Below are 19,826 nucleotides of genomic sequence, written 5' to 3'. Positions count from 1 at the left end.
CCGGCGCGGCGGAGTAGGTGGGTTCCACATGGAGGTCGACGAGGTCCTGGCCGACGCCTTCGGCCGGATCGAGGAGGATGTCCACGCCGTCGTGGACGGTCTCTCGCAGGAGGAGCTGGAGACCCGGCTCGGACCGGACGCGAACTCGATCGCCTGGCTGGTGTGGCACATCGCCCGCGTCCAGGACGACCACGTGTCCGACGTTGCCGGGCGCGAGCAGACGTGGCTCGCGGACGGCTGGAAGGACCGGTTCGAGCTGCCGTTGGACGCCGCCGACACCGGTTTCGGCCACACTCCCGGCCAGGTCGGTCGGGTGCGGGGCCTCTCGGGCGAAGCGCTCGTCGGGTACTACGACGCGGTCCACGCGCGCACGCTCGATTTCGTCAACGGCCTCACCGCACCCGACCTCGACCGGATCGTCGACACTCAGTGGGATCCGCCGGTGAGCCTCGGCGTCCGTCTCGTGAGCGTCGTCAATGACAACCAGCAGCACGTCGGTCAGGCCGCGTTCGTGCGGGGCCTGCTCGAGTCACGCTGACGGCCGCCCCCGCCTCTGGGAAGATCTCAGGCGGCCACGCGCTCGTCGAGCGGGCGTCGGCGCAGGACGGCTCGTTTGACGGCCGGCGGGTCGTAGGCCATGTCGAGCCGGCCGACGTCGGTGCCGGGCGGCACGATCTCGTCGATCCGGTCGAGGATCTCGTCGGAGAGCGTCACGTCCAGGCCGGCGAGCAGGTCGTCGAGGTGGTCCATGGTCCGCGGGCCGATGATCGCGGAGGTGACTCCCGGGTGGGCGATGGCGAAGGCCATGGCCAGGTGGGTGAGCGGGATGCCGGCTTTCTCGGCGAGCGGGACGAGCCGCTCGACGGCGTCGAGCCGCCGCTCGTCCTTCAAGTGCTGGAAGCCGAACTGCGACCGGTGCGTGTCGGCTTCCCGGCCCTTGCGGTACCGGCCGGTGAGCAGGCCGCCCGCGAGCGGGCTCCAGACGAGCGCGCCCATGCCGAACTCCTGGACCGTCGGCAGGACCTCGCGCTCGATGCCGCGAGTGAGGATGGAGTACGGCGGCTGCTCGCTGCGGAACCGGACCAGGCCGCGGCGCTCGGCGACCCAGTGGGAGCGGACGATGTCCGAAGCGGGAAGGGACGAGGTGCCGACCGCTCGGACCTTGCCCGCGCGCACCAGGTCGGTGAGCGTCGAGAGCGTCTCCTCGATGTCGGTGTCCGGGTCGGGCCGGTGGATCTGGAACAGGTCGACGTGGTCGGTGCCCAGCCGTCGCAGCGAGTCGTCGAGGGCGCGGACCAGCCAGCGTCGTGAGGCACCCGACCGGTTGGGGACGGGCGGTGTCGCGCCGCTGGGGTCGAAGTCGACCGGGAAGCGGGCCTTGGTGGCGAGCACGACGTCGTCGCGGCGCCCCTTGAGGGCCTTGCCCACGATCTCCTCGGACTCGCCGCGCGAGTACATGTCGGCGGTGTCGACGAAGTTGATTCCCGCGTCGAGTGCCTTGTGGATGATCTTGACGGAGTCGTCGTGGTCGGGGTTGCCGACCGGACCGAACATCATCGCGCCGAGCGCGTAGGCGCTGACCTGGATGCCGGTCCGGCCGAGTGTGCGGTACTGCATGCGGTTGCTCCTCAGATAGGCGGGTGCTGTGCCGTGTCACCAGTCTGCGCCCGACCGGTCGCACTCTGAATAGTTGTCAGTCCGCATTTTTTGCGCGATAGTACGGGTATGGCGGTTGATCAGCTCTCCGAAGTGTTCGACCTCGTCGAGGTGCGCGGAGTGATAACGGGCGGTTTCGCGGTGCGGGGCGACTGGATGTCGGGCGGTGCGCTCGACCATCCGCTGAAGTTCTTCGCGATGGTCCGCGGCCGGGCCGCGCTGACCACCGACGGCGTCGACGGGCCGATCGAGCTCGAGACCGGAGACGTCGCTTTGCTCAACAACCGGTCGTGGCTGCGCCTGGAGGGCGGGGCCGGCGACGGCCCGCGCCGCGAGATCCACCCCGGGAACGACCCGGCGGCGAGCCTCGCCGGTGCCGAAAGCGGCGCCGACGACGTCCTCGTCGGCGGCCGGGTCGACCTCAACTCGGCCGGCGAGGCGCTGCTGCTGCGGGCGTTCCCGCCGGTGGGGCACGTGCGCGCGTCGGCCGCGGCGGCTACCAATCTGCGCGGCAGCCTCGACCGGCTCTTCGACGAGGTGACCGGGAACCGGATGGGCTCGGCGTTCGCCGTGCGGCAGTACAGTCAGCTCCTGCTGCTGGAGGTGCTGCGCGCCTACATCGACCAGACCCAACTGCCCCCGGGGTGGCTGCGGGTGCTGACCGACGAGCGGTTGCGGCCGGCGGTGAGCCTCATGCACGCCGAGCCCGGAAGGCCGTGGGGCCTGGAGGAGCTGGCGCGCGCCGCGGCGATGTCGCGGACGTCGTTCGCCGAGCGCTTCCGGACCGTGGCGGGCGTGCCGCCGCTGAGCTACCTCAATCGCTGGCGGATGCTGCTGGCCCAGCGGGCGCTGCGCGACGGCGACGTCCGTGTCGGGTCGTTGGCGTTCGAGCTCGGTTACGGGTCGGAGAGTGCGTTCAGCACGGCGTTCAAACGCGAAGTGGGGGAGTCGCCGCTGCGCTACCGCCGCCGAGTGCGAGGCGAGTCCCCGGCCGTAGCCGAGACCGCGCCGCTCTAGCGACCGATCAGGACAGTCCTATTAGCCCGGCTCCTCTGGCCGCCTGAGTGTCACTCTGTGTCGTTCCCGGGCAGCCAGCGCTCTCGCCGTCGCTCCAGGCCGTCGAGGATCAGGTCGAGTCCGACGTCGAACTCATCGCCGTACGCGTATCCGGGCTTCAGCGCGCGGTCGACGATCATCTCGGTGAGATGCGGGAACTCGCCGCAGGGCATCTCCTCCAGGATCGTGCCCGCCACTTCCTCGATGTCGCCGGACGACTCGAAGGGCAGATTGAGCTCTTGGAGCGTGAACCCGTAGATGTAGCTGTCGAGCGCTGAGAACGCGTGCGCCGCGCCGGCGATCGAGAAGCCGCCCGACCGCAGGCACCCGATGACCGCGTCGTGATGCCGCAGCGTCGCATATCCGGGGTGCTTGCGCGAGTCCATCAGGCTGAGCGCCCACGGGTGTCGGTTCAATGCGGCCCGCATCGATGCCGCCCGCCGCCGCATCGCCTCCCTCCAGTCCTCGGCGTCCGCCGGCAGCTCGATCTCGCTGAATACGAGGTCGACCATGTGGTCGAGGATCACGTCCTTGTTGCGGAAGTGGTGGTAGAGCGCCATGGCCTCGACGCCGAGCCGGTCGGCGAGCTTGCGCATGCTCGGCACGCCGGTCCCGGCCTCGTCCGCCATCGCGACCGCCGTGCGGATCACCAGGTCCTTGCTGAGCGGGTTGCGGCGGGACGGTGGCCGGTCCGCCGATGCCGTGGTCACGAGGTCCTCCTGCGCTGGTCGGTTCGTCGACTTGACAACTTTACACTGTAATGGTTAGCCTTACGGTGTAAAGGACACGGCAGACCGAGGAGAGGGCCATGGACGAACCGACCACGCGAAAGAAGGTGTGCATCGTCGGCGCCTCCGGAAAACTCGGGCGCTACATGGTGCGGCACGCCCTGGACAAGGGATACGAGGTCGTCGGCGTCTGCCGAGAGAAGAGCCTCCACAAGCTCGCCCCGTTCGAGGGGCGCATCACGGTCGTCCCCGGACCGACCGACTCCCGAGCGATCATCGCCGAAGCCGTCCGCGGCTGCGACGCCGTCCTCACCGTCCTCGTGCCCTGGGGCATGCACCGATACGCCTCCGGCACCGCCCAAGCCGTCCTCGACCACGCGCCACCCGGCGCCCGCCTCGTCTTCTCCTGCGGCTGGCACATCACCCGCGACGGCAAAGACGTCTACACCCGCAGATTCAAGGCCTACGCGGCCGTCCTGGAACGGCTGGTGAAGCTCGCCCGCGTCGCGGACGTAGGCGACCAAGTGGAGGCCTGCCGAAGGATCTTCGCCAGCGACACCGCCTGGACGGTCGTGCGCGGCAGCGACCTGGAGGAGGGCGAGAGCCAGGGACTGCCGGTGTGGAGCCACCACGTCGGCGACCCCGTCCTGGCCAGCAACCGGACCCGCCGCATCGACTACGCCCTCTTCATGATCGAGGCCATCGAGAACGACGCCCTCATCCAAGAGGCCCCGGCCATCGTCGGCCGACTGACCCCATCGGCCCTCGCCCACGCCGACGAGCGCTCCTGAGCGCCCCGCACCCGACTCCCGCATATTCACACCGATTTGGAGACCCGTGACCACCGCACCACCGCAGGCCCCACCCGACACCGGCCGCATCACGCCCATCCCGCGCACCGAACGCTCGCTCGCACCCGACATCGCCCGCGGCGGCATGCTCCTGTTCATCGCCGTCGCCAACGTCGCCGTCTACCTGTGGGGCCGCCCCGTCGACGACCACGGCCACCTCGCCGACGCATCGACCGCCGACCACATCGCACTGTTCCTCGAGCAGGTCTTCATGGCCGAACGCTCACGCCCGATGTTCGCGATCCTCTACGGCTTCGGCATGGCCGTCATGGCCTCCAGACTCCGTGCCCGCGGCGCCGACCCCAAAGGCGTCCGCAAGGTCCTGCGGCGACGCTCCTGGTGGCTCATCCTCCTAGGCCTGCTCCACGCCTCGCTGCTGTTCTTCGGCGACATCCTCGCCCCCTACGGAGCGACCGGCCTCATCGCCCTCGCCTTCGTCCACCTCTCCACTCCGGCCCTGCGCCGATGGCTCGTGGGCACCGGCATCTACGTCACCCTCGTGACCGTCCCGGTGTTCGCCTACATGCTCACCGCCGACTCGATCGCGGGAGCGCCGTTCGACGGCTCGCTGAACTACCCGGACCAACTCCTCATGGGCGCGCTCATCTCGACCGCCGCCATGACCTTCATGGCGGTGCTCATGGTCTTCGTCCCGCTGGTGATCCTCGGGATCATGACCCAGCGGGCCGGCTGGTTCGACCGGCCCGAAGCGCACCTTCCCGAGCTGCGGAAAGTGTTCCTCTCCGGCATGGCCGTCAACATCGCCAGCTCGCTGCCGACCGCCCTGGTCGGCCTCGGCGCCTGGCATGTCGGTCCGGGCCCGGAGGCCGCCTTCGCGGGGCTGACCGTGCTCGGCGGCATGTACGCCGGCCTCGGCTACATCTGCGGCTTCGCCCTGCTGGCACACCGACTGCGCTCATTCGGCCGACGCGGCATCCCGGGCGCGCTGGCCGCCGTCGGGGAGCGGTCCCTGACCAGCTACCTGTGCCAGTCGGTCATCATGGCCCCGCTGCTCATGCCGTGGGGCCTCGGCTTCGGCGAGCACCTGGGCTACCTCGGCGCCTACGGTGTGGCCGTCGGCGCCTGGGCGGTCACCGTGGCGCTCGCGGTGATCATGGACCGCATGGGTCGTCGCGGCCCGTTCGAAGCGCTCCTGCGCCGTCTCACCTACGGAGCCCGGCGGTAGCTCCGGCCACCCGTTTCGAGTGACTTGGCCCCTAGGTTCGGGTAACCGTCACCGCTCGTGCCAGCGCAAACGGAAAATTGTGAACAGGTCTTTCACGTGGGCCGGTGGCGGAGGGGTGATCGTGCTGTAGAGTTCAGGGGTCACTCCGATTCTGTATGGACCGGCGAGGCGAAGCGCCAGTAATGGCGGAAACATCAGACCGCATGGCGGTACGGCTCGATGAGGTTGCAAACCCCTGTAAGGCGCGGCTGCCGGTCTGAGAATCAACATCGCAAGGATATTAAGTAATGGCGCAAGGCACCGTTAAATGGTTCAACTCGGAGAAGGGCTTCGGCTTCATCGCTCCGGAGGACAACGGCCCGGACGTTTTCGTGCACTTCTCAGCGATCAGCGGTGACGGCTACCGTTCGCTCGAGGAGAACCAGCGGGTGGAATTCGACGTCGAGCAGGGCAACAAGGGCCCGCAGGCCGCAAACCTGCGTGCCATCTAGTCCCTGGCTCTGGGAACACGAGGCCGCTGCCCTTCGTATCGAAGGACAGCGGCTTCTTTCGTGTCCGGCCCTCCTCATCGAGGGGGCCCGGATTTTCGTCGTCCCGCGCGAACCGGATCCGCCGAGCGACCGCCGGAGTCGCCAGTCAGGCGGCCTGGACTGCTCCGGGCAGGCGCAGGTGGATGCGGACGGTGGTCCCCAGGGCGCTGGTGTGTATCCGGACGAGGTCGACGATGTGGTGCACGAGCAGCAGCCCGCGGCCGTGTGCCCGCCCGTCGTCGGCCGGAAGGCGTCCGGCGAGCGGGTCGGCGATGTGCCCGTCGTCGCTGACCTCGCATACCAGCTCGTGTTCATCCGCCCAGATGCGGAGCGTTCCGCCGCCGCCACCGTGGTCGATGCTGTTGGTGAGCAGTTCGGTGGCGGCTATCTCGAGGTCGACGAGCTGAGTGGCGGTCAGACCGGCCTTCCGGCCGAACGCGGTGACGAACCAGCGGGCGTTGTCGAGCGTGGCGAGGTCGACGGCGCGTTCGATGGCCGTCCGAGGCGGGTCGGGGAGGGGCCGGTTGTAATCGGTGACGATGCGGTCGGGGTCGAACCGGTCGCTCCGGTGGTATCCGGTGTGGTCGATCAGGTCCGGGTGCGTGGCGTGGGCGTCTTCGATCATCTGGCCGTCGAGACCGTCGGTGTCGTAGGGGCACAGGATGGTGACGGTCCGACCGGTGAACGCGAGGTTGATGAGCGCCTCGTGCTGGGCGCATGCGGGGTACTCGATCGCGGTGCGTCCCGGCCAGATCGGTTCGCCGATGATGCGCACGTGCCGGTCGGTGTGGGCGTCGGCGAATGCGCGCAGCACACCGGGGATGATCCGTCCCGGGTTGGCGCCGGCATCGGTCATGTCGACCATGAGGACGCGTTCGGCGTCGGCTCCCAAAGCCGCTCGCAGGGGCTCCAGGTTGTACTCCGGCACGGCGACGGCGACCGGTTCGTCGGCGGTGAGCCCCTTCTCGATGAACGGCACCGTGCCGGCCAGGTACTCGTCGGTGCCGGAGTAGAGGAGCGCCGGATGCTCGAACGGGTCCACCGTCCCCGGGGGGTGCGCTGGGGTCATTGCGCGATTCCTTCGATCGTGATGGCGGCGATTCCTTCCGGCCAGAGCACCTGCATGATCCGCGTCATGCAGGGGGGCGCTTGATGGACGACGATCCGCTCTCCGTCGCCGAGCCGGCGAGCGACGTCCACGAGGACCGCGACGCCTTGGACGTCGATGAACCCGAGCTCGCTGAGATCCAGATGCACCTCCGTGCGCCGACTCGCCGCCTGTCGGAGCGCTCGCGCCCACTGGCCGTGGCTGTTCAAGTCGACCGCTCCGCCGGCCCGGATACCCGGTTGAGGGTGATCGTATTCGGCGATCAGGAGCGGCCCTTCCAGCCGGTCATGAACGGATCGCGGTTCCGCCGCACTGGACCTGGACGGTGCGCCGATGCCGGTCCAGTCGTGTGTGCGTTCTGCCATCACTCCACCTCCGTTCGCCCCGAAGCCCTGGCGACACGGCCGGGAGCTGGCCATCCTCGGCTCTTTCGCGGCGGATGCTGTGACTGGGGTAGACCAACGCCTTTCTAGAGACTTCCTATCATAGGAGCCCGTTCGACGGCCTCGCCCGGTCGCGATGGAAGCGGCCCGCGCCGTCCGGGCGGCGGCCGCTTCGACGTGTCCGCGCCGAGGCCACCGGCAGAAGAGTCCGAGCGGACCGCGATGGCCGACAGCCGGCGATAAAGTGCCGTCCGGCGGCGAAGAATGGGCTTCGCGTGGGCGGCGCGAATTGGTTTTAGCCGACTCGTGCAACGGCCACACCACTTTATTCGGTGACTCGGATCGCCGATGTGGCAAAGCGGTCGTATGCGCCATGTATGCGTTGCTCGAGACGATCGACTGCGGCGTTCACTTCCCTTGGAGATTCTCCACAGTACTTTCTGTATGGAATCGGTAACCGGTTCCGTTCGTGTCAGATCGGCAGCGCACTCGGATCCGTCGCAGACTGGAGGGCCTGTGACCTGCGCTCTCATCTCGTATGCGGTCACGGCCGTCGGAATGTCGCCGGGCGCGAGCGAGCCGAAGCCGCCATGGAGATTCGTGTCACATTCAGGTTTAAAACAATTTCGGGGTCCGCCCGGATGACATCGCAATAGCGACATAGTAGGCTGGCGACGCCGTGAGCGCGGATGCCGATACGGCGAGAGTCGGTCTCTGAGAATGGCATTGAGGGACCAGCGCCGCATTGGCATGACGAACTCACGGCAATGACCGCAGCAATGCACCGACACCGCCCCGGACCGAGTGTCGATCCGTTCGACGCTCTGGCCGAACGTCCGCCCCCGGACATGACGAACCGGCCGCGAGCGCGGCCCGCCCACAGCAAGCCGGCGGTGACGCCGGCGGTCAGCAGCGAACACGGCAGGACGGTAACCGCATGTCAGACGAACGAACGCAGGAACGAAGAACGAGGCCCGACGAGTACGGCCACCTGGCGCCGCTGTTCCACGAGCTGCACCGGCTCGAAGAGGACGATTCGCGACGCGCCGCCGTCAGGGAACGACTGGTCACCGGCTACCTTCCCCTGGCCCAGCACATCGCAAGGCGCTTCTCGGGCAAAGGCATCGCGAAAGAGGACCTGCTCCAGGTTGCCTCGGTGGGCCTGATCCATGCCGTGGACCGGTTCGACCCCGATCGCGGCGCCGACTTCCTCGCCTACGCCGTTCCGACGATCATGGGGGAGGTGCGCCGGCACTTCCGAGACGCCGGCTGGCCGATGCGCGTGCCGAGAAGGCTCCAGGAACTGCGGATGTCCATCAACGAAGCCGGCGTCGAGCTGGCCCAGCGTCTGGGCAAACCGCCCACGGTTGGCGAGCTCGCCGAACATCTCGGGGTCACCGAATCGGAGATCGCCGAGGGCGAGAAGCTCCGCCACGCCACTCGGGCCGTCTCGATCGACGAGTCGGCCTCCCACGACGAGCGGGCGCCCCTGGCCGAGACGGTCGGCGATGACGACCCCGAGATCGAGTTCGTCGAGAACCGCGAGTCGCTGGTGCCGTTGATTCAGGGACTCCCGGCACGCGAGCGGCGGATCCTCGCGCTGCGGTTCTTCGGCGACATGACCCAGGCGCAGATCGCCGACGAGATCGGCATCTCCCAGATGCACGTTTCGCGACTGCTCCATCGAACGCTCAACGACTTGCGCGAGGGCTTGAGCAGCGCCACGCCCTGAGGTGCTCGTAGGCACTCCAGTGGTCGAGAACGGGCAGTTGGGCCGCACCCCAGCGAGAGGCTGCCCGTCCGAATTCGATCGATACGCGCACATGCAACAGTTGAGCGGGCCGCATGCTCGCATGAATGGCGGTGTCGGGTTGCCGGCACTGGATCCGACCCCCGCGCAAGCAGACTCGCTCCCGGCCGACTACAGGGGCTCCACTCACGGCGACGCCATGTCGCTCAGCTTCGCGCCGGTCAGACGATCGATGGCGCGATGGGACACTCCGCCACCGCCACCGAGCACATGCCGAGTCGGCCGAGCTCGACGCGGGCGCCCTCGGTTTCCCGGTCAGTGTCGTCTCGGCCGAGGTGAACTCGTACAACGACACTCCCACCGACAGCTACAACGTCGTCGGAGCCTTCCGGCATGGTCGCGTTCAGGCTCGTCTGGGATCGGGGAGGCGTGTTGCCGAGCGCTGGAGTCGCGCTGAATTCGGGGCTGTTGACCTTGGGAGCCCGTTGGCGGTCGGAGCCGGCGTACTGATGGTCCGCCGGCGGCAGCCGGGCTGACGGCAGGCGATTCCGCCGGATTCGGCAGGCGCCGTGCACACCATTGCCCATGGCGTGCACGGCGCCGTCTCCGGGGGAGATGGCTTCCGGCCGATCAGCAGCTCAGGTTGCCGCCGGTCGTGGTGCCGAGGACCTGGGTGAACGAGGTGTACTTGTCGATGCGGCTCTGGACCTGCGCGGGGTTGCCGCCGTCGCATTCGAGTGCGCCGTTGATCGATCGGATCGATTCGCCGAATCCGGCGCCGGTGGTCATCGCGGTGTGTCCGGTCATGGTGCCCGGACCGGACTGGGTATTCCAGTACCACAGTGCCGTCTGCCAGGCCACGGTCGCGTCCTGCTCGACGAGCCACGGGTTGTTGAGCAGGTCGAGGCCGAGCGCTTGGCCGGCCGCGTTGTAGTTGAAGTTCCAGCTGAGCTGGATCGGTCCGCGACCGTAGTAGGCCGCTTGGCCGGCCGGGCAGCCGTAAGGCTGACCGGCGTCGCAGTAATGCGAGTAGTTGCCGGTGTTCTGCTCCACGATGTGGACCAGTCCTCCGGTCTCGTGGCTGATGTTGGCCAGGAACGCGGCCGCTTCCCGCTTCCGGACGGTGGTGTCGCCGGTGCCTGCGAAGGCCGGGTAGGAGGCCGCGGCGTTCACGAGCCCTTGGTAGGTGTAGAACGAGTTCCTGCCCGGGAACATCTGGTTGAACTGGGTCTCCGAGACGATGAAGCCCGACGGGTCGGGACCCGGGTCGCTTCCGCCGTCGCAAGTGGTCGGATCCCAGTACCAGGTGCTGACGGTCGGGTCGTAGCCCGGATTCGCGTGGACGGCGACGTAGTAGTTGCCGTCGGAGTACAGGACGACGTCGCCGGCGCTGTAATTCGCGCCGGCGCTCCAGACCGTGAACGCGCAGTCGCCGGTGCCCGGGTCCGGGTCGGGGTCGGTTCCCGAGCCGCCGCAGGCTCCCTGGTCTTCCCACACGCCCCACTGGCCGGTGGTGCCGGGCTCTTCGCCTTGCGTCCACCACTTGGCGCGCCAGTTGTGTCCGTTGTGGGAGGCGACGTCGTCGGCGTGGTAGACGGCCGAGGAGCTCCACGCCGTTTCGCAGGAGGTCTGCGCCGACGCGATCGCGTTCGGCAGCACGACCGCCAGTGCGCCGGTCAGGAGGAACGCGGCCAGCAACCCGACGAGCCGCTTCCGTGGTGTTCGGATCATTCGATCACCTCAATGTTTAGTAAACTTTGCTTATAGATCAAGCTATCAATATCCTTCTATAAACTCAAGGGCCGATGCGGGCGCCGATTCGGTCTCGAAGTCTCTTTGGGATTTATCGATATCGATGTATTGACCGCCCTTCCGGCGTGATGTTAACGTGAACACAACCTCGAGGTCCACGAGCTCGTCCGCCCCCACTCCTCACCGTTTCTCTCAGAAGGGCAGTACCATGCCGACACGTCGTACCCTCTTCGCCGCCGCGGCGACCTCCGCGATCGCCCCGTTCGCCTTCGCGCAGCCGGCGTCCGCGCAGGCCTACTCGGCCTATGTGATGGGCTACTTCAAGGAGTCGCCGGACCAGACCGACGACAGCTACGCGCTCCACTTGGCCGTCAGCGACGACGGGCGGTACTGGGTGCCGCTGAACCAGAACGACCCGGTCGCCGTGCCGACCGCCGGCACCGGCGGCCTGCGGGACCCGTTCATACTGCGAAAGCGGGACGGCACGTTCGTCGTCCTCGCCACCGACCTCAGCGGCCGCGTGTTCAACCTGGACAACCAGTACATCCACGTCTGGGACTCGGCCGACCTGACCGGTTTCAGCGGCTACCGCCGGGTGCGTCTGCACGACATGAACACGCACTCGTGGGCCCCCACGGCGTTCTGGGACGCCGGCCGCGGCCAGTACGGCGTCGTCTACTCCGCCTACAACGGCGTCCGCGACGTGCTCATGGTCAACTACACCACCGACTTCGTGAACATGGGCTCCCCGCAGGTCTTCTTCGATCCCGGCCACAACGTCCTCGACGGCGACGTGCTGGTCCACGGCGGCGCCTACTACCTCGCCTACAAGAACATGGACAACGGCGACCTCTATGTGTCCCGCTCGACTACCGGAGCGCCGAACTCGTTCACGACCCTCACCGGCGGGATGCGGCAGGGCGGCGCGATCGAAGGGCCGATCCTGGTCGCCTCCAACAGCGGCGGCACCTTCTGGATGTGGGGCGATTCGTTCTCGCCGGTCAACGGCGAGTTCTACGTCTGGCAGACCGGGGACATCGCCGGCAACTCCTGGTCGGCTCTGGGGCAGCGGGACTTCGACCAGCCGATCAGCTCCAAGCACGCCACCATCGTCCCGATCACCGCCTCCGAACGCGACGGACTGTTCAACCGGTGGGGCAACGCGCAGTGGAACCGGTTGAAGTCCTACAACTTCCCCGACCGGTACGTCCGGCACATCGACAACGCTGCCCGGGTCGACCCGTATCCGATGGAGCTGCCGGCCGATCAGCAGTGGCGGATCGTGTCCGGTCTGGCCGGGTCCGGGGTCTCCTTCGAGTCGTACAACCACCCGGGCCGGTATCTGCGGCACTTCGACTACGAGCTCCGACTCGAGCAGAACGACGGCTCCGGCGTGTTCGCCGCCGACGCGACCTTCCACCAGGAGGCCGGGCTGGCCGATGGATCCTGGGTCTCGTACCGGTCCGAGAATTTTCCAGACCGGTACATACGGCACTCGGGCTACGTGCTCCGGATCGATCCGATCAGCGACGCCACCGGCCGCGCCGACGCCACCTTCCGCATCACCGCTTGAGCGGAACGGGGGAGTGCGCCGATGAGGACCCCGGTTAATCGAAGGGTATTGATAAGGGTTTAAACATGTGCAACTATCGATATGCTGCGGGCTCTTCGCGGGCCTCCGGGTGAAGAGCACCCGCTTCGTCACTGCCGCCACCCCGCTCGTCCATACACACATACGTGCGAAGCCGCACGAGATCGGTGAAAAGCAATGAATACCAATCGCCATGATCGGTCGTCGCCACCCGGCCGCCGTTCCCTCCGCCGTACCGTCATCAGCCTGCTGGCGTCGCTCGCGCTGATCCCCGTCGCAGTCCTCACCGGAGCCGCTCCGGCCAGCGCGGACACCAGCCAGTTCAGGGGCGTGAACTGGGCCGTGCTCGGGGACAACTTCAGCCACGGCCAGCTCGTCATCGACGGGCTCGACCAATCCGACAGCTACAACACGGTCAGAGCCAAGGCCGACGCCGTCTACGACGGACTCGAGGGCCACCTCGACGCCAACACCGTACGGCTGCCCATCAATACGCACACGGTCGGCACCTCATGGTGGAACTCCTACCGCGGCGCGATCGACGCCGCGGCCGACCGGGGCTTCAAGGTCATCCTGGCCTACTGGGAGGACGGGGCCGCCTCCGGCGGCCGGATCACCGACATGGGGGCCTTCGACTCCATGTGGAACACCGTCGTGTCCCAATACGGCTCCAACGGCCAGGTGTACTTCGAGCCGATGAACGAGCCCCACGGCTACAGCGCGAGCGAATGGGTGAACATCGCCGTCGACTGGCTCAACGCGCGCTCGTCGGTCCCGCGCGGCCGTGTCCTCATCGGGGGCTCCGGTTACAGCCAGGACCTGCGCCCGGTGTGCGACGACAGCCGGCTCGACGGCACCCTGCTCTCCTTCCACCACTACGCGTTCTTCTACGGGGACAACACCGAGGCCGGCTGGCGCAACCATGTCGAGACCCGCTTGGGCGCATGCGCCTCGCGCGCGGTCGTGACCGAGTTCGGCGCGCCGATGGACAACGGCCTCGACTACAGCGACTCGAGCAGCACGAACAACTTCGTCCGGCACATCCGCGCGGTCACGGCCGTCATGCGCGACCACGATATGGGCGGCACCTACTGGCCGGCCCTCGGCGGCAAGCCCGGTGACATCGGCTACGACTGGTACTCGATGTTCGCGCTGGGCGGCAGCGGCACGGACCTGTCGCTGTCGGTGCGCAACCATTCGGGTCTCGAGCGTCTCCGGTACGGCTGGGGCGACGGCGAGGACGACGGGAGCGGCGGCGGTGGCGGTCAGGTCGCCGACATCGTGAGCCGCAACTCCGGCAAGTGCGTCGACGTGGTGAGCGGTTCGACCGAGAACGGCGCCGAGATCATCCAGTGGGACTGCCACGGCGGTCTCAACCAGCAGTGGCGGCTCCAGGACGCGGGAGGCGGCTACTACGAGATCGTCTCCGAATCGTCAGGCAGGTGCCTGGACATCGACGGCGCGTCGACCGCCAACGGCGCGCGGGTGATCCAGTGGTCGTGCAACGGCGGGGCCAACCAGCAGTGGGAGCTGCGGGACGCCGGCAGCGGCTATGTCGAGATCGTCGCGCGCCATTCAGGGAAGTGCCTCGACGTGATCGACTCCTCGACCGAGAACGGCGCCCGGCTTCACCAGTACGACTGCTGGGGCGGCGTCAACCAGCAGTGGACCCTCTGACTCGGGTACGCCCGAGCGTCATGCGGGCCCGGTCGACGAACTCGTCGACCGGGCCCGCGTTCTACGACCGCGACAGGACCCGGCGTCGACAGCGGCGTTCCGGTCCGACGCCGACGGCGGACCGGAACGCGTGCACGCCGAGGGGCTTCAGGCCGAGGCCCGCAGCCGCTCGACGAGTTCTTCCTTGTCCATTGCCGAGGCCCCCGTCAGGCCGGCGTTGCGGGCCTGCATCTGGAGCTCCTCCTTGCTGGCCTCGCCCGGGCGCTCGCCGAGGTGCTTCGCGCGGCTGGTGGCGAACGCGCGCCCCAGCTCGGTGCGGCGCCGCTCGTCCAGCTGCTCCCTCATTCCGGGCAGCACAGTGGACTCTTCTTCCTCGACGTGGTGTGTGACCGCCTCCACCAGTTCGGACAGCACCTCATCGAACTGAGTCGACTGCGGGTCCGCCTTCGTCAGCCGCTCGAGGATCTCCTCGGCCTGGGCGTGTTCCCGCTGGCTGTGGCCGATCTCCTCGGCTTCGTCCGCCTCTGACCTGGCGACGGGGTACACCTCGGCCTCTTCGGCCCGGCTGTGCGCGATCAACAGCGCCGAGAGCACGGGCACCAGCAGCGGACGATGGTCCGGGTGTTCTTTGAGCTCGTCGAACAGACGCTCGACCTCGCGATGGTCCTGCATGATCAAGTCCACTACATCGCCAGCCACGACGTTCTCCTCCTCGTCTCGGTTGCACCGACCGCGCGGGAGTACCCGTCCGTCGCCGGTTCATGTGCCGGATCGGGGCGCCAAGGTCGCCGCCCGGCTCGGTACGACGGTCGGCGGAGGGTAGCGACCCTATGGTCGGATGATGTACTGATCACACTTTTCGACAGTAATATGTACGTTTCTTGTCATTTGACGTTCTTGGCGGAGTCTATGAACACTTCTTGACCCCTGCCGTTTTTATAGATATATGTAGCTCTATGGACGCGGCATACCGGAACCGAACCCGGTGGCCGATCCGTCCGCCGGGAACCGCTCGGAGTACCCCAGTGCTCCCCCTCTCCGAGCCCTGGCGGTGCAGTAACGCCGATCCCCATATCGCCCAGGGCAGTCGTGGCCGACTGCCCGACAACCAGAAAGGGATCCAAATGAAAATGCTCCGAAAGGCGCCACTGCTCGCCGGGGCGTTCGCCCTGGTGGCGGTGCTGTTCACGGGCACAGGACCCGCGAACGCCGCCCCTCACTTCCAGGACGCGCCGGACGACCGCATCATCATCGACGTCGCGACCGTCAACGGCTCCGGCTGCCCGCAGGGCACCGCCGCGGTCGCGGTCAACGAAGGCAACACCTCGTTCACCGTGACCTACAGCGAATACCTGGCCCAGGCCGGCGGCAACTCCGACCCCACGGATTTCCGCAAGAACTGCCAGCTCAACCTGATCGTGCACGTCCCACAGGGCTTCACTTACGCGATCGCGAGCGCCGACTACCGCGGCTTCGGACACCTCGAGCCCGGCGCCACCGGAACCCAGAAGGCCAGCTACTACTTCTCCGGCCAGTCCGAGACCTCCAGCGCCACCCACCAGCTGGAAGCCCCGTACAGCGACAACTGGCAGTTCTCCGACGAGGTGGAGACCGGCCAGCTGGTCTACAAGCCGTGCGGCGAGGAGCGCAACTTCAACATCAACACCGAGTTGCGCGTGAGCGCCGGCGACGACCCCACCAGGAAGAGCTTCATGGCGATGGACTCGACGGACGGCGACATCGAGACCATCTACCACTTCTCCTGGAAGCGCTGCCCCCACAACTAATCGAGAGACGGGGCCGCGGACTGAGGACCCGGTCCCGCGTCCGCGACCCGGCCGCACGGCGTGCCGGGTCGCGGACGCCCTGAGAAGCGACCGCGCGAGCGCCCCACCGCTCGCGCGGTCGCATTCCGTTTCGGCAGAATAGAGGCATCGCAGGACCATCGACCGCGGGCGGGCCGCATGACCGAGGACTTCACCGGTGAGCAGGGGTTCACCTTCAAGGCCGGTGCGGCCTCGGGCGGCGTCGAACGCTGGGAGGTCGGCCTCGACCGCGTCGGATTCTCCCGGCACCGGCACGACCGGTACGCGATCGGCGTGACGCTCACCGGGGTGCAGCGGTTCTTCTACCGCGGGACCCACCACGAATGCCTTCCCACGCAATGGCAGGTGCTGCATCCGGACGAGATCCACGACGGCATGCCCGGCGACGGGGGCGGCTTCCGCTACCGGATCTTCTATCTCGACCCGTCCGCGGTCCTGGCGGCGAGCGGAAGGACGACGCTGCCGTTCGTCGACGGCCCGGTGCTCGACGGGGCCTCGATCCCGGCCTCCGCCGTGGAGCTGCTTCGACTGCTCGACGCCCCGATCGGCGAGATGAGCGAAGCCGAGCTGGTCGCCGACCTCACCGATCTGCTCCTGGCCAATGCGCGCATGCGACCACCGGCGCCGTCGGGCATCGACCTCGCCGGTGTCCGGCGGGTGGCGGAACTGCTCCGGGACCGGCCCGAGCACCCGCACCGCGCGTCGGAACTCGAACAGGTCGCGGGCATGAACCGGTGGACCCTCGCGAGACAGTTCCGGGCCGTCCTCGGAACGAGCCCCACCCGCTTCCGGACCCTGCGCCGCCTCGAACGCGCCCGAACACTCCTGCGCGCGGGCGTCGGCATCGCCGACGCCGCCCAAGCCTGTGGATTCAGCGATCAGGCGCACCTGACACGGGCGTTCCGCTCTGCGTTCGGCGTCACTCCGGGGCGGTGGCGGACCGCGCTCGCCGATCGCTGAGCGACTCCGGGGCCGCCCGATCGCGCGCGGCGATCGCGCGCCCGACCGCGATCATGTCCTCGGCGCCGTGGCCGAGCAGCACCGTCTCCTTGTACAGCGCACGGCAGAGGCTCACCAGCGGAACCGCGGTGCCGCCGCCGGTCGCCGCGTCGTCGATGAGGACGCTGTTCTTGAGCACGTCGCCGGCCGCCGCCTGCGGCGTGAGGTCCCCGTCGACGAGCTTCGCCGCCTTGACGCGTGAGACCTGCGACGACATCGGACCCGCGTCGAGCACGTCCCGGAGCACACCCAGATCGACGCCGTTGGCCTCGGCGAAATGGAACGTCTCCGCCAGCCCCGTCACCATCGTGATGAGGAAGACGTTGACCGCGAGCTTCGTCGTCAGCGCTCCGGGGACCGCGCCGCAGTCGAAATGCTCCGAGCACATCGCCCGGACGACCGGGACGGCCGCCGCGACCGCGCCCGGGTCGCCCGCGAGCATCGCCACCAGCGTGCCGGCCTCCGCCGGCCCTCGCGAGCCCGACACCGGCGCTTCGACGTACCGCCCGCCCGCGTCGGCGACATCGGCGGCGAGAGCGGCGGAGTAGTCCGGCGCGAAGGTCCCCATCTGCACGATGGTGCGCTCGCGCACGAGCGCGGCGAAGCCGGGGCCGCCTCGGTCCAGGACCGCGTCGACCGCCGCCTCGTGCGCCATCATCAGTACGACCGTCCGGCACTGGGCGAACACGTCGCTCGGACTCGCCGCGACGGTCGCGCCCTCCACCGCCAGCGGCTCGCAGCGCGACCGCGTGCGGTTCCACACCACCGTCTCGAACCCCGTCCTCACGAGGTTCAGCGCCATCGGCTGCCCCATGATCCCCAGTCCGAGGAACCCGACCGGTCCGTTCTGATCGACTGTCTCGCTCATGACGGTCACCCTAGCCAGGGCCGAGACAGGGGGTCTTGAACGTTTGTGCGCCCGTCGCGCCGGCCTGGGGCCGCGCCCGCGACGCTCTCGCATTCCGGGATTCCAAGGGGTGCTGCCCTACGCCGCTTTAGGATTGGGGCCGTCCGCGGGCAGGCCGATCGGGAGGCGAGGCGTCGAACTTGAGCGAGCTACTGGACTTTCTGTCGATCGCCGAGCGGGCGGTGGAGGCGGCGTTCGCGGTGATCCGCGTCGAGGCCGATCGAGAGTGGTCGGTCAAAGGCAAAGGCGACAGGGACTTCGCCACCGACGTCGACTTCGCGGTCGAGGACGAGGTGCGGCGCCGGCTGGCCGAGCGGACTCCGGAGATTCCACTGCTGGGGGAGGAGCGTGGCCGCAGCGGCGGATCTGACTCGCGGTTCGAATGGGTCCTCGACCCCATCGACGGAACCGTCAATTTCGCACACGGATCGCCCCTCCACTGTGTCTCGTTGGCGCTGACCGACCGCGGCGATCCGGTGGTCGGCGTCGTGGCCGCCCCGCGGGCCGACGAGTGGTTCACCGCGGCCGCCGGACACGGCGCCCGACTCAACGGCCGCCGGCTCGTGTTCGACGGTCCCGTCGATCTCGCCGAGGCGGTCGTCTCGTTGGGGGACTTCGCCACCGGGACCGAAGCCTCGACCCGCAACGAGGAGCGGTTCGCGCTGCTGTCCAGGCTCGTGCCGAGGGTCCAGCGGATCCGCATGATCGGTTCGGCCGCGCTCGACCTGTGCTGGGTCGCCTCGGGCCGTCTGGACGCCACGCTCCACGACCGGATCCACCTCTGGGACGTGGCCGCGGGCATCGTGGTCGCCCGGGAGGCGGGTGCGGTGGTCGCCGACTGGGAGGGCGGCGCATTCGGCTCCGGCCCGAACTCGATCGCCGCCTGCTCCGCGGGACTGCTGCCGGACCTGGTGGACCTGCTGCGCGACTGATCGCTCCCGGCTTCCGGCGGTGACGGCGCGCACGTGGCCAATTGCGACCCGGACGAAACGCGGGCGGCGGCACGGAAATCCGAAGGTGACAGAGCGTTCGGTGCTAACTTCGCTCTGTCCGTGCCCCCGCGTAAACAGTGCCGTCATACAGGGAGTCCAAGTTGTTCGCAACCCTACTGAAGCGTTCGATTCCGTTCTTTGCCGCAGTCGCCGTCATCGTCGCGCCCGCGGGCGCCCACGCCGTCGACGCCACCATCGACATCAACCCGGGCAACGTGCCCACCACCGCCGCCGGCTTCGGAGACCACTCCTGCGACCAGGTCCCGGGCGACGTCGGAGAGAACGAGGACGGCTGGGTGTTCGTGCTGCCCTCCGACCACGGGGCGATGGGCGAATTCGTCGTGGTGAACGCGACCTTCGAGGACCTGAACGGCGACACCCGGCACTACAGCACCGACGCCAACGGCGGGATCGTCGACGGCCCGGGAACCTCCAAGGCCTACATCATCACGCCCGCCGGCTGGACCCTCGTCACCGCCACCGCGGACGTCACCGACGTCGACTCCGCCAAGGCGATGTTCAACCTGACCCACACCTGCCCCGGCGAGGTCCCGCCGAACGGCGAGACGCCGACTTCCACGCCGTCCGAGGCCCCGTCGGAGCCGAGCTCGACGCCGCCGTCCACGGAGACCACGACCGACAGTGAGGCTCCGGCACTGCCGACCACCGGCGGCAGCCTCGCCATCGTGTTGTCGGCGGGAGCCGTTCTACTCGGCGCGGGCGGATCCGTGCTCTACCTCATGCGCCGCCGTCGGCTCGCCGAAACGGGGCACTGACCCGGTGTCGTGAGACCGACCGCGAACGGCGAGGGCCGACCGCGATCCACCGGATCGC

The 19,826-nt window shown here is 68.3% G+C and carries 19 protein-coding genes; 12 read left to right on the top strand and 7 right to left on the bottom strand.

Annotated elements, in window-relative coordinates:
- Window positions 1-28 precede the first annotated feature (28 nt).
- Window positions 29-538, top strand: coding sequence for a DinB family protein (locus ACYVL2_RS14205; protein ID WP_460544394.1), 510 nt, complete (start codon window positions 29-31; stop codon window positions 536-538).
- A gap of 26 nt (window positions 539-564) precedes the next feature.
- Here ACYVL2_RS14205 and ACYVL2_RS14200 read toward each other — a convergent pair whose 3' ends face one another.
- The gene (locus ACYVL2_RS14200) at window positions 565-1,617 is read right to left on the bottom strand and encodes an aldo-keto reductase family protein (RefSeq protein ID WP_460544392.1); all 1,053 of its coding nucleotides are present in this window, start codon (window positions 1,615-1,617) and stop codon (window positions 565-567) included.
- A 108-nt stretch (window positions 1,618-1,725) separates the two neighbouring features.
- Between ACYVL2_RS14200 and ACYVL2_RS14195 the strand changes: the two genes are divergently transcribed.
- A complete protein-coding gene (locus ACYVL2_RS14195; RefSeq protein ID WP_460544390.1) occupies window positions 1,726-2,673 on the top strand; it encodes an AraC family transcriptional regulator in 948 nt (315 codons plus the stop codon).
- 50 nt (window positions 2,674-2,723) lie between these two features.
- Here ACYVL2_RS14195 and ACYVL2_RS14190 read toward each other — a convergent pair whose 3' ends face one another.
- Window positions 2,724-3,422: a TetR/AcrR family transcriptional regulator gene (locus ACYVL2_RS14190; RefSeq protein WP_460544388.1), complete on the bottom strand. Its 699-nt coding sequence runs from the start codon at window positions 3,420-3,422 to the stop codon at window positions 2,724-2,726.
- 98 nt (window positions 3,423-3,520) lie between these two features.
- Between ACYVL2_RS14190 and ACYVL2_RS14185 the strand changes: the two genes are divergently transcribed.
- The 3 genes from ACYVL2_RS14185 to ACYVL2_RS14175 all read left to right on the top strand — a co-directional run bounded on the left by ACYVL2_RS14185 (window position 3,521) and on the right by ACYVL2_RS14175 (window position 5,968).
- Complete coding sequence (locus ACYVL2_RS14185; RefSeq protein ID WP_460544386.1) at window positions 3,521-4,231, top strand: NAD(P)-dependent oxidoreductase; 711 nt, start codon at window positions 3,521-3,523, stop codon at window positions 4,229-4,231.
- A 46-nt stretch (window positions 4,232-4,277) separates the two neighbouring features.
- Window positions 4,278-5,477 carry a DUF418 domain-containing protein gene (locus ACYVL2_RS14180; RefSeq protein ID WP_460544384.1) on the top strand — a complete coding sequence of 400 codons (1,200 nt, stop codon included), beginning with the start codon at window positions 4,278-4,280 and terminating at the stop codon, window positions 5,475-5,477.
- A 287-nt stretch (window positions 5,478-5,764) separates the two neighbouring features.
- Window positions 5,765-5,968: a cold-shock protein gene (locus ACYVL2_RS14175; RefSeq protein ID WP_460544382.1), complete on the top strand. Its 204-nt coding sequence runs from the start codon at window positions 5,765-5,767 to the stop codon at window positions 5,966-5,968.
- A 145-nt stretch (window positions 5,969-6,113) separates the two neighbouring features.
- On the opposite strand, the gene ACYVL2_RS14170 is transcribed toward ACYVL2_RS14175, so the two are convergent.
- Entirely contained in the window at window positions 6,114-7,076 is a 963-nt protein-coding gene (locus ACYVL2_RS14170; RefSeq protein WP_460544380.1) for an anti-sigma factor RsbA family regulatory protein, read from the bottom strand.
- Window positions 7,073-7,480, bottom strand: coding sequence for an STAS domain-containing protein (locus tag ACYVL2_RS14165; protein WP_460544378.1), 408 nt, complete (start codon window positions 7,478-7,480; stop codon window positions 7,073-7,075). Before ACYVL2_RS14165 ends, ACYVL2_RS14170 begins: the two co-directional genes overlap by 4 nt.
- A 955-nt stretch (window positions 7,481-8,435) precedes the next feature.
- Between ACYVL2_RS14165 and ACYVL2_RS14160 the strand changes: the two genes are divergently transcribed.
- Window positions 8,436-9,230 (top strand): SigB/SigF/SigG family RNA polymerase sigma factor, encoded by a 795-nt coding sequence (locus ACYVL2_RS14160; protein WP_460544376.1) that lies wholly within the window; start codon window positions 8,436-8,438, stop codon window positions 9,228-9,230.
- Between the two features lie 648 nt (window positions 9,231-9,878).
- Here the strand turns inward: ACYVL2_RS14160 and ACYVL2_RS14155 are convergent.
- Window positions 9,879-10,979: a glycoside hydrolase family 19 protein gene (locus ACYVL2_RS14155; RefSeq protein ID WP_460544374.1), complete on the bottom strand. Its 1,101-nt coding sequence runs from the start codon at window positions 10,977-10,979 to the stop codon at window positions 9,879-9,881.
- Window positions 10,980-11,208: 229 nt separating this feature from the next.
- On the opposite strand from ACYVL2_RS14155, the gene ACYVL2_RS14150 reads away from it, so the two are divergent.
- A complete protein-coding gene (locus ACYVL2_RS14150) occupies window positions 11,209-12,573 on the top strand; it encodes a glycoside hydrolase family 43 protein (RefSeq protein ID WP_460544372.1) in 1,365 nt (454 codons plus the stop codon).
- Between the two features lie 195 nt (window positions 12,574-12,768).
- Window positions 12,769-14,268, top strand: coding sequence for an RICIN domain-containing protein (locus ACYVL2_RS14145; protein WP_460544370.1), 1,500 nt, complete (start codon window positions 12,769-12,771; stop codon window positions 14,266-14,268).
- Between the two features lie 147 nt (window positions 14,269-14,415).
- On the opposite strand, the gene ACYVL2_RS14140 is transcribed toward ACYVL2_RS14145, so the two are convergent.
- Window positions 14,416-14,967, bottom strand: a complete 552-nt coding sequence (locus ACYVL2_RS14140; RefSeq protein ID WP_460544368.1) for a hemerythrin domain-containing protein — start codon at window positions 14,965-14,967, stop codon at window positions 14,416-14,418.
- Window positions 14,968-15,392: 425 nt separating this feature from the next.
- On the opposite strand from ACYVL2_RS14140, the gene ACYVL2_RS14135 reads away from it, so the two are divergent.
- On the top strand, window positions 15,393-16,055 hold the full coding sequence (locus ACYVL2_RS14135) for a DUF4360 domain-containing protein (RefSeq protein WP_460544367.1): 663 nt from the start codon (window positions 15,393-15,395) through the stop codon (window positions 16,053-16,055).
- 177 nt (window positions 16,056-16,232) lie between these two features.
- Complete coding sequence (locus ACYVL2_RS14130; protein WP_460544365.1) at window positions 16,233-17,054, top strand: helix-turn-helix transcriptional regulator; 822 nt, start codon at window positions 16,233-16,235, stop codon at window positions 17,052-17,054.
- Here the strand turns inward: ACYVL2_RS14130 and ACYVL2_RS14125 are convergent.
- Entirely contained in the window at window positions 17,014-17,961 is a 948-nt protein-coding gene (locus ACYVL2_RS14125) for an NAD(P)-dependent oxidoreductase (protein WP_460544363.1), read from the bottom strand. The two genes, ACYVL2_RS14130 and ACYVL2_RS14125, sit on opposite strands and share 41 nt — an antisense overlap.
- Window positions 17,962-18,140: 179 nt before the next feature.
- On the opposite strand from ACYVL2_RS14125, the gene ACYVL2_RS14120 reads away from it, so the two are divergent.
- Window positions 18,141-18,932, top strand: coding sequence for an inositol monophosphatase family protein (locus tag ACYVL2_RS14120; RefSeq protein WP_460544361.1), 792 nt, complete (start codon window positions 18,141-18,143; stop codon window positions 18,930-18,932).
- A gap of 161 nt (window positions 18,933-19,093) precedes the next feature.
- Entirely contained in the window at window positions 19,094-19,768 is a 675-nt protein-coding gene (locus tag ACYVL2_RS14115; protein ID WP_460544359.1) for an LPXTG cell wall anchor domain-containing protein, read from the top strand.
- Window positions 19,769-19,826: the final 58 nt, after the last annotated feature.

The sequence above is a fragment of the Glycomyces halotolerans genome (genome assembly GCF_054779575.1).
Note: the sequence above shows the minus strand (reverse complement) of the source record. Positions and strands in the feature narration are given on the sequence as shown.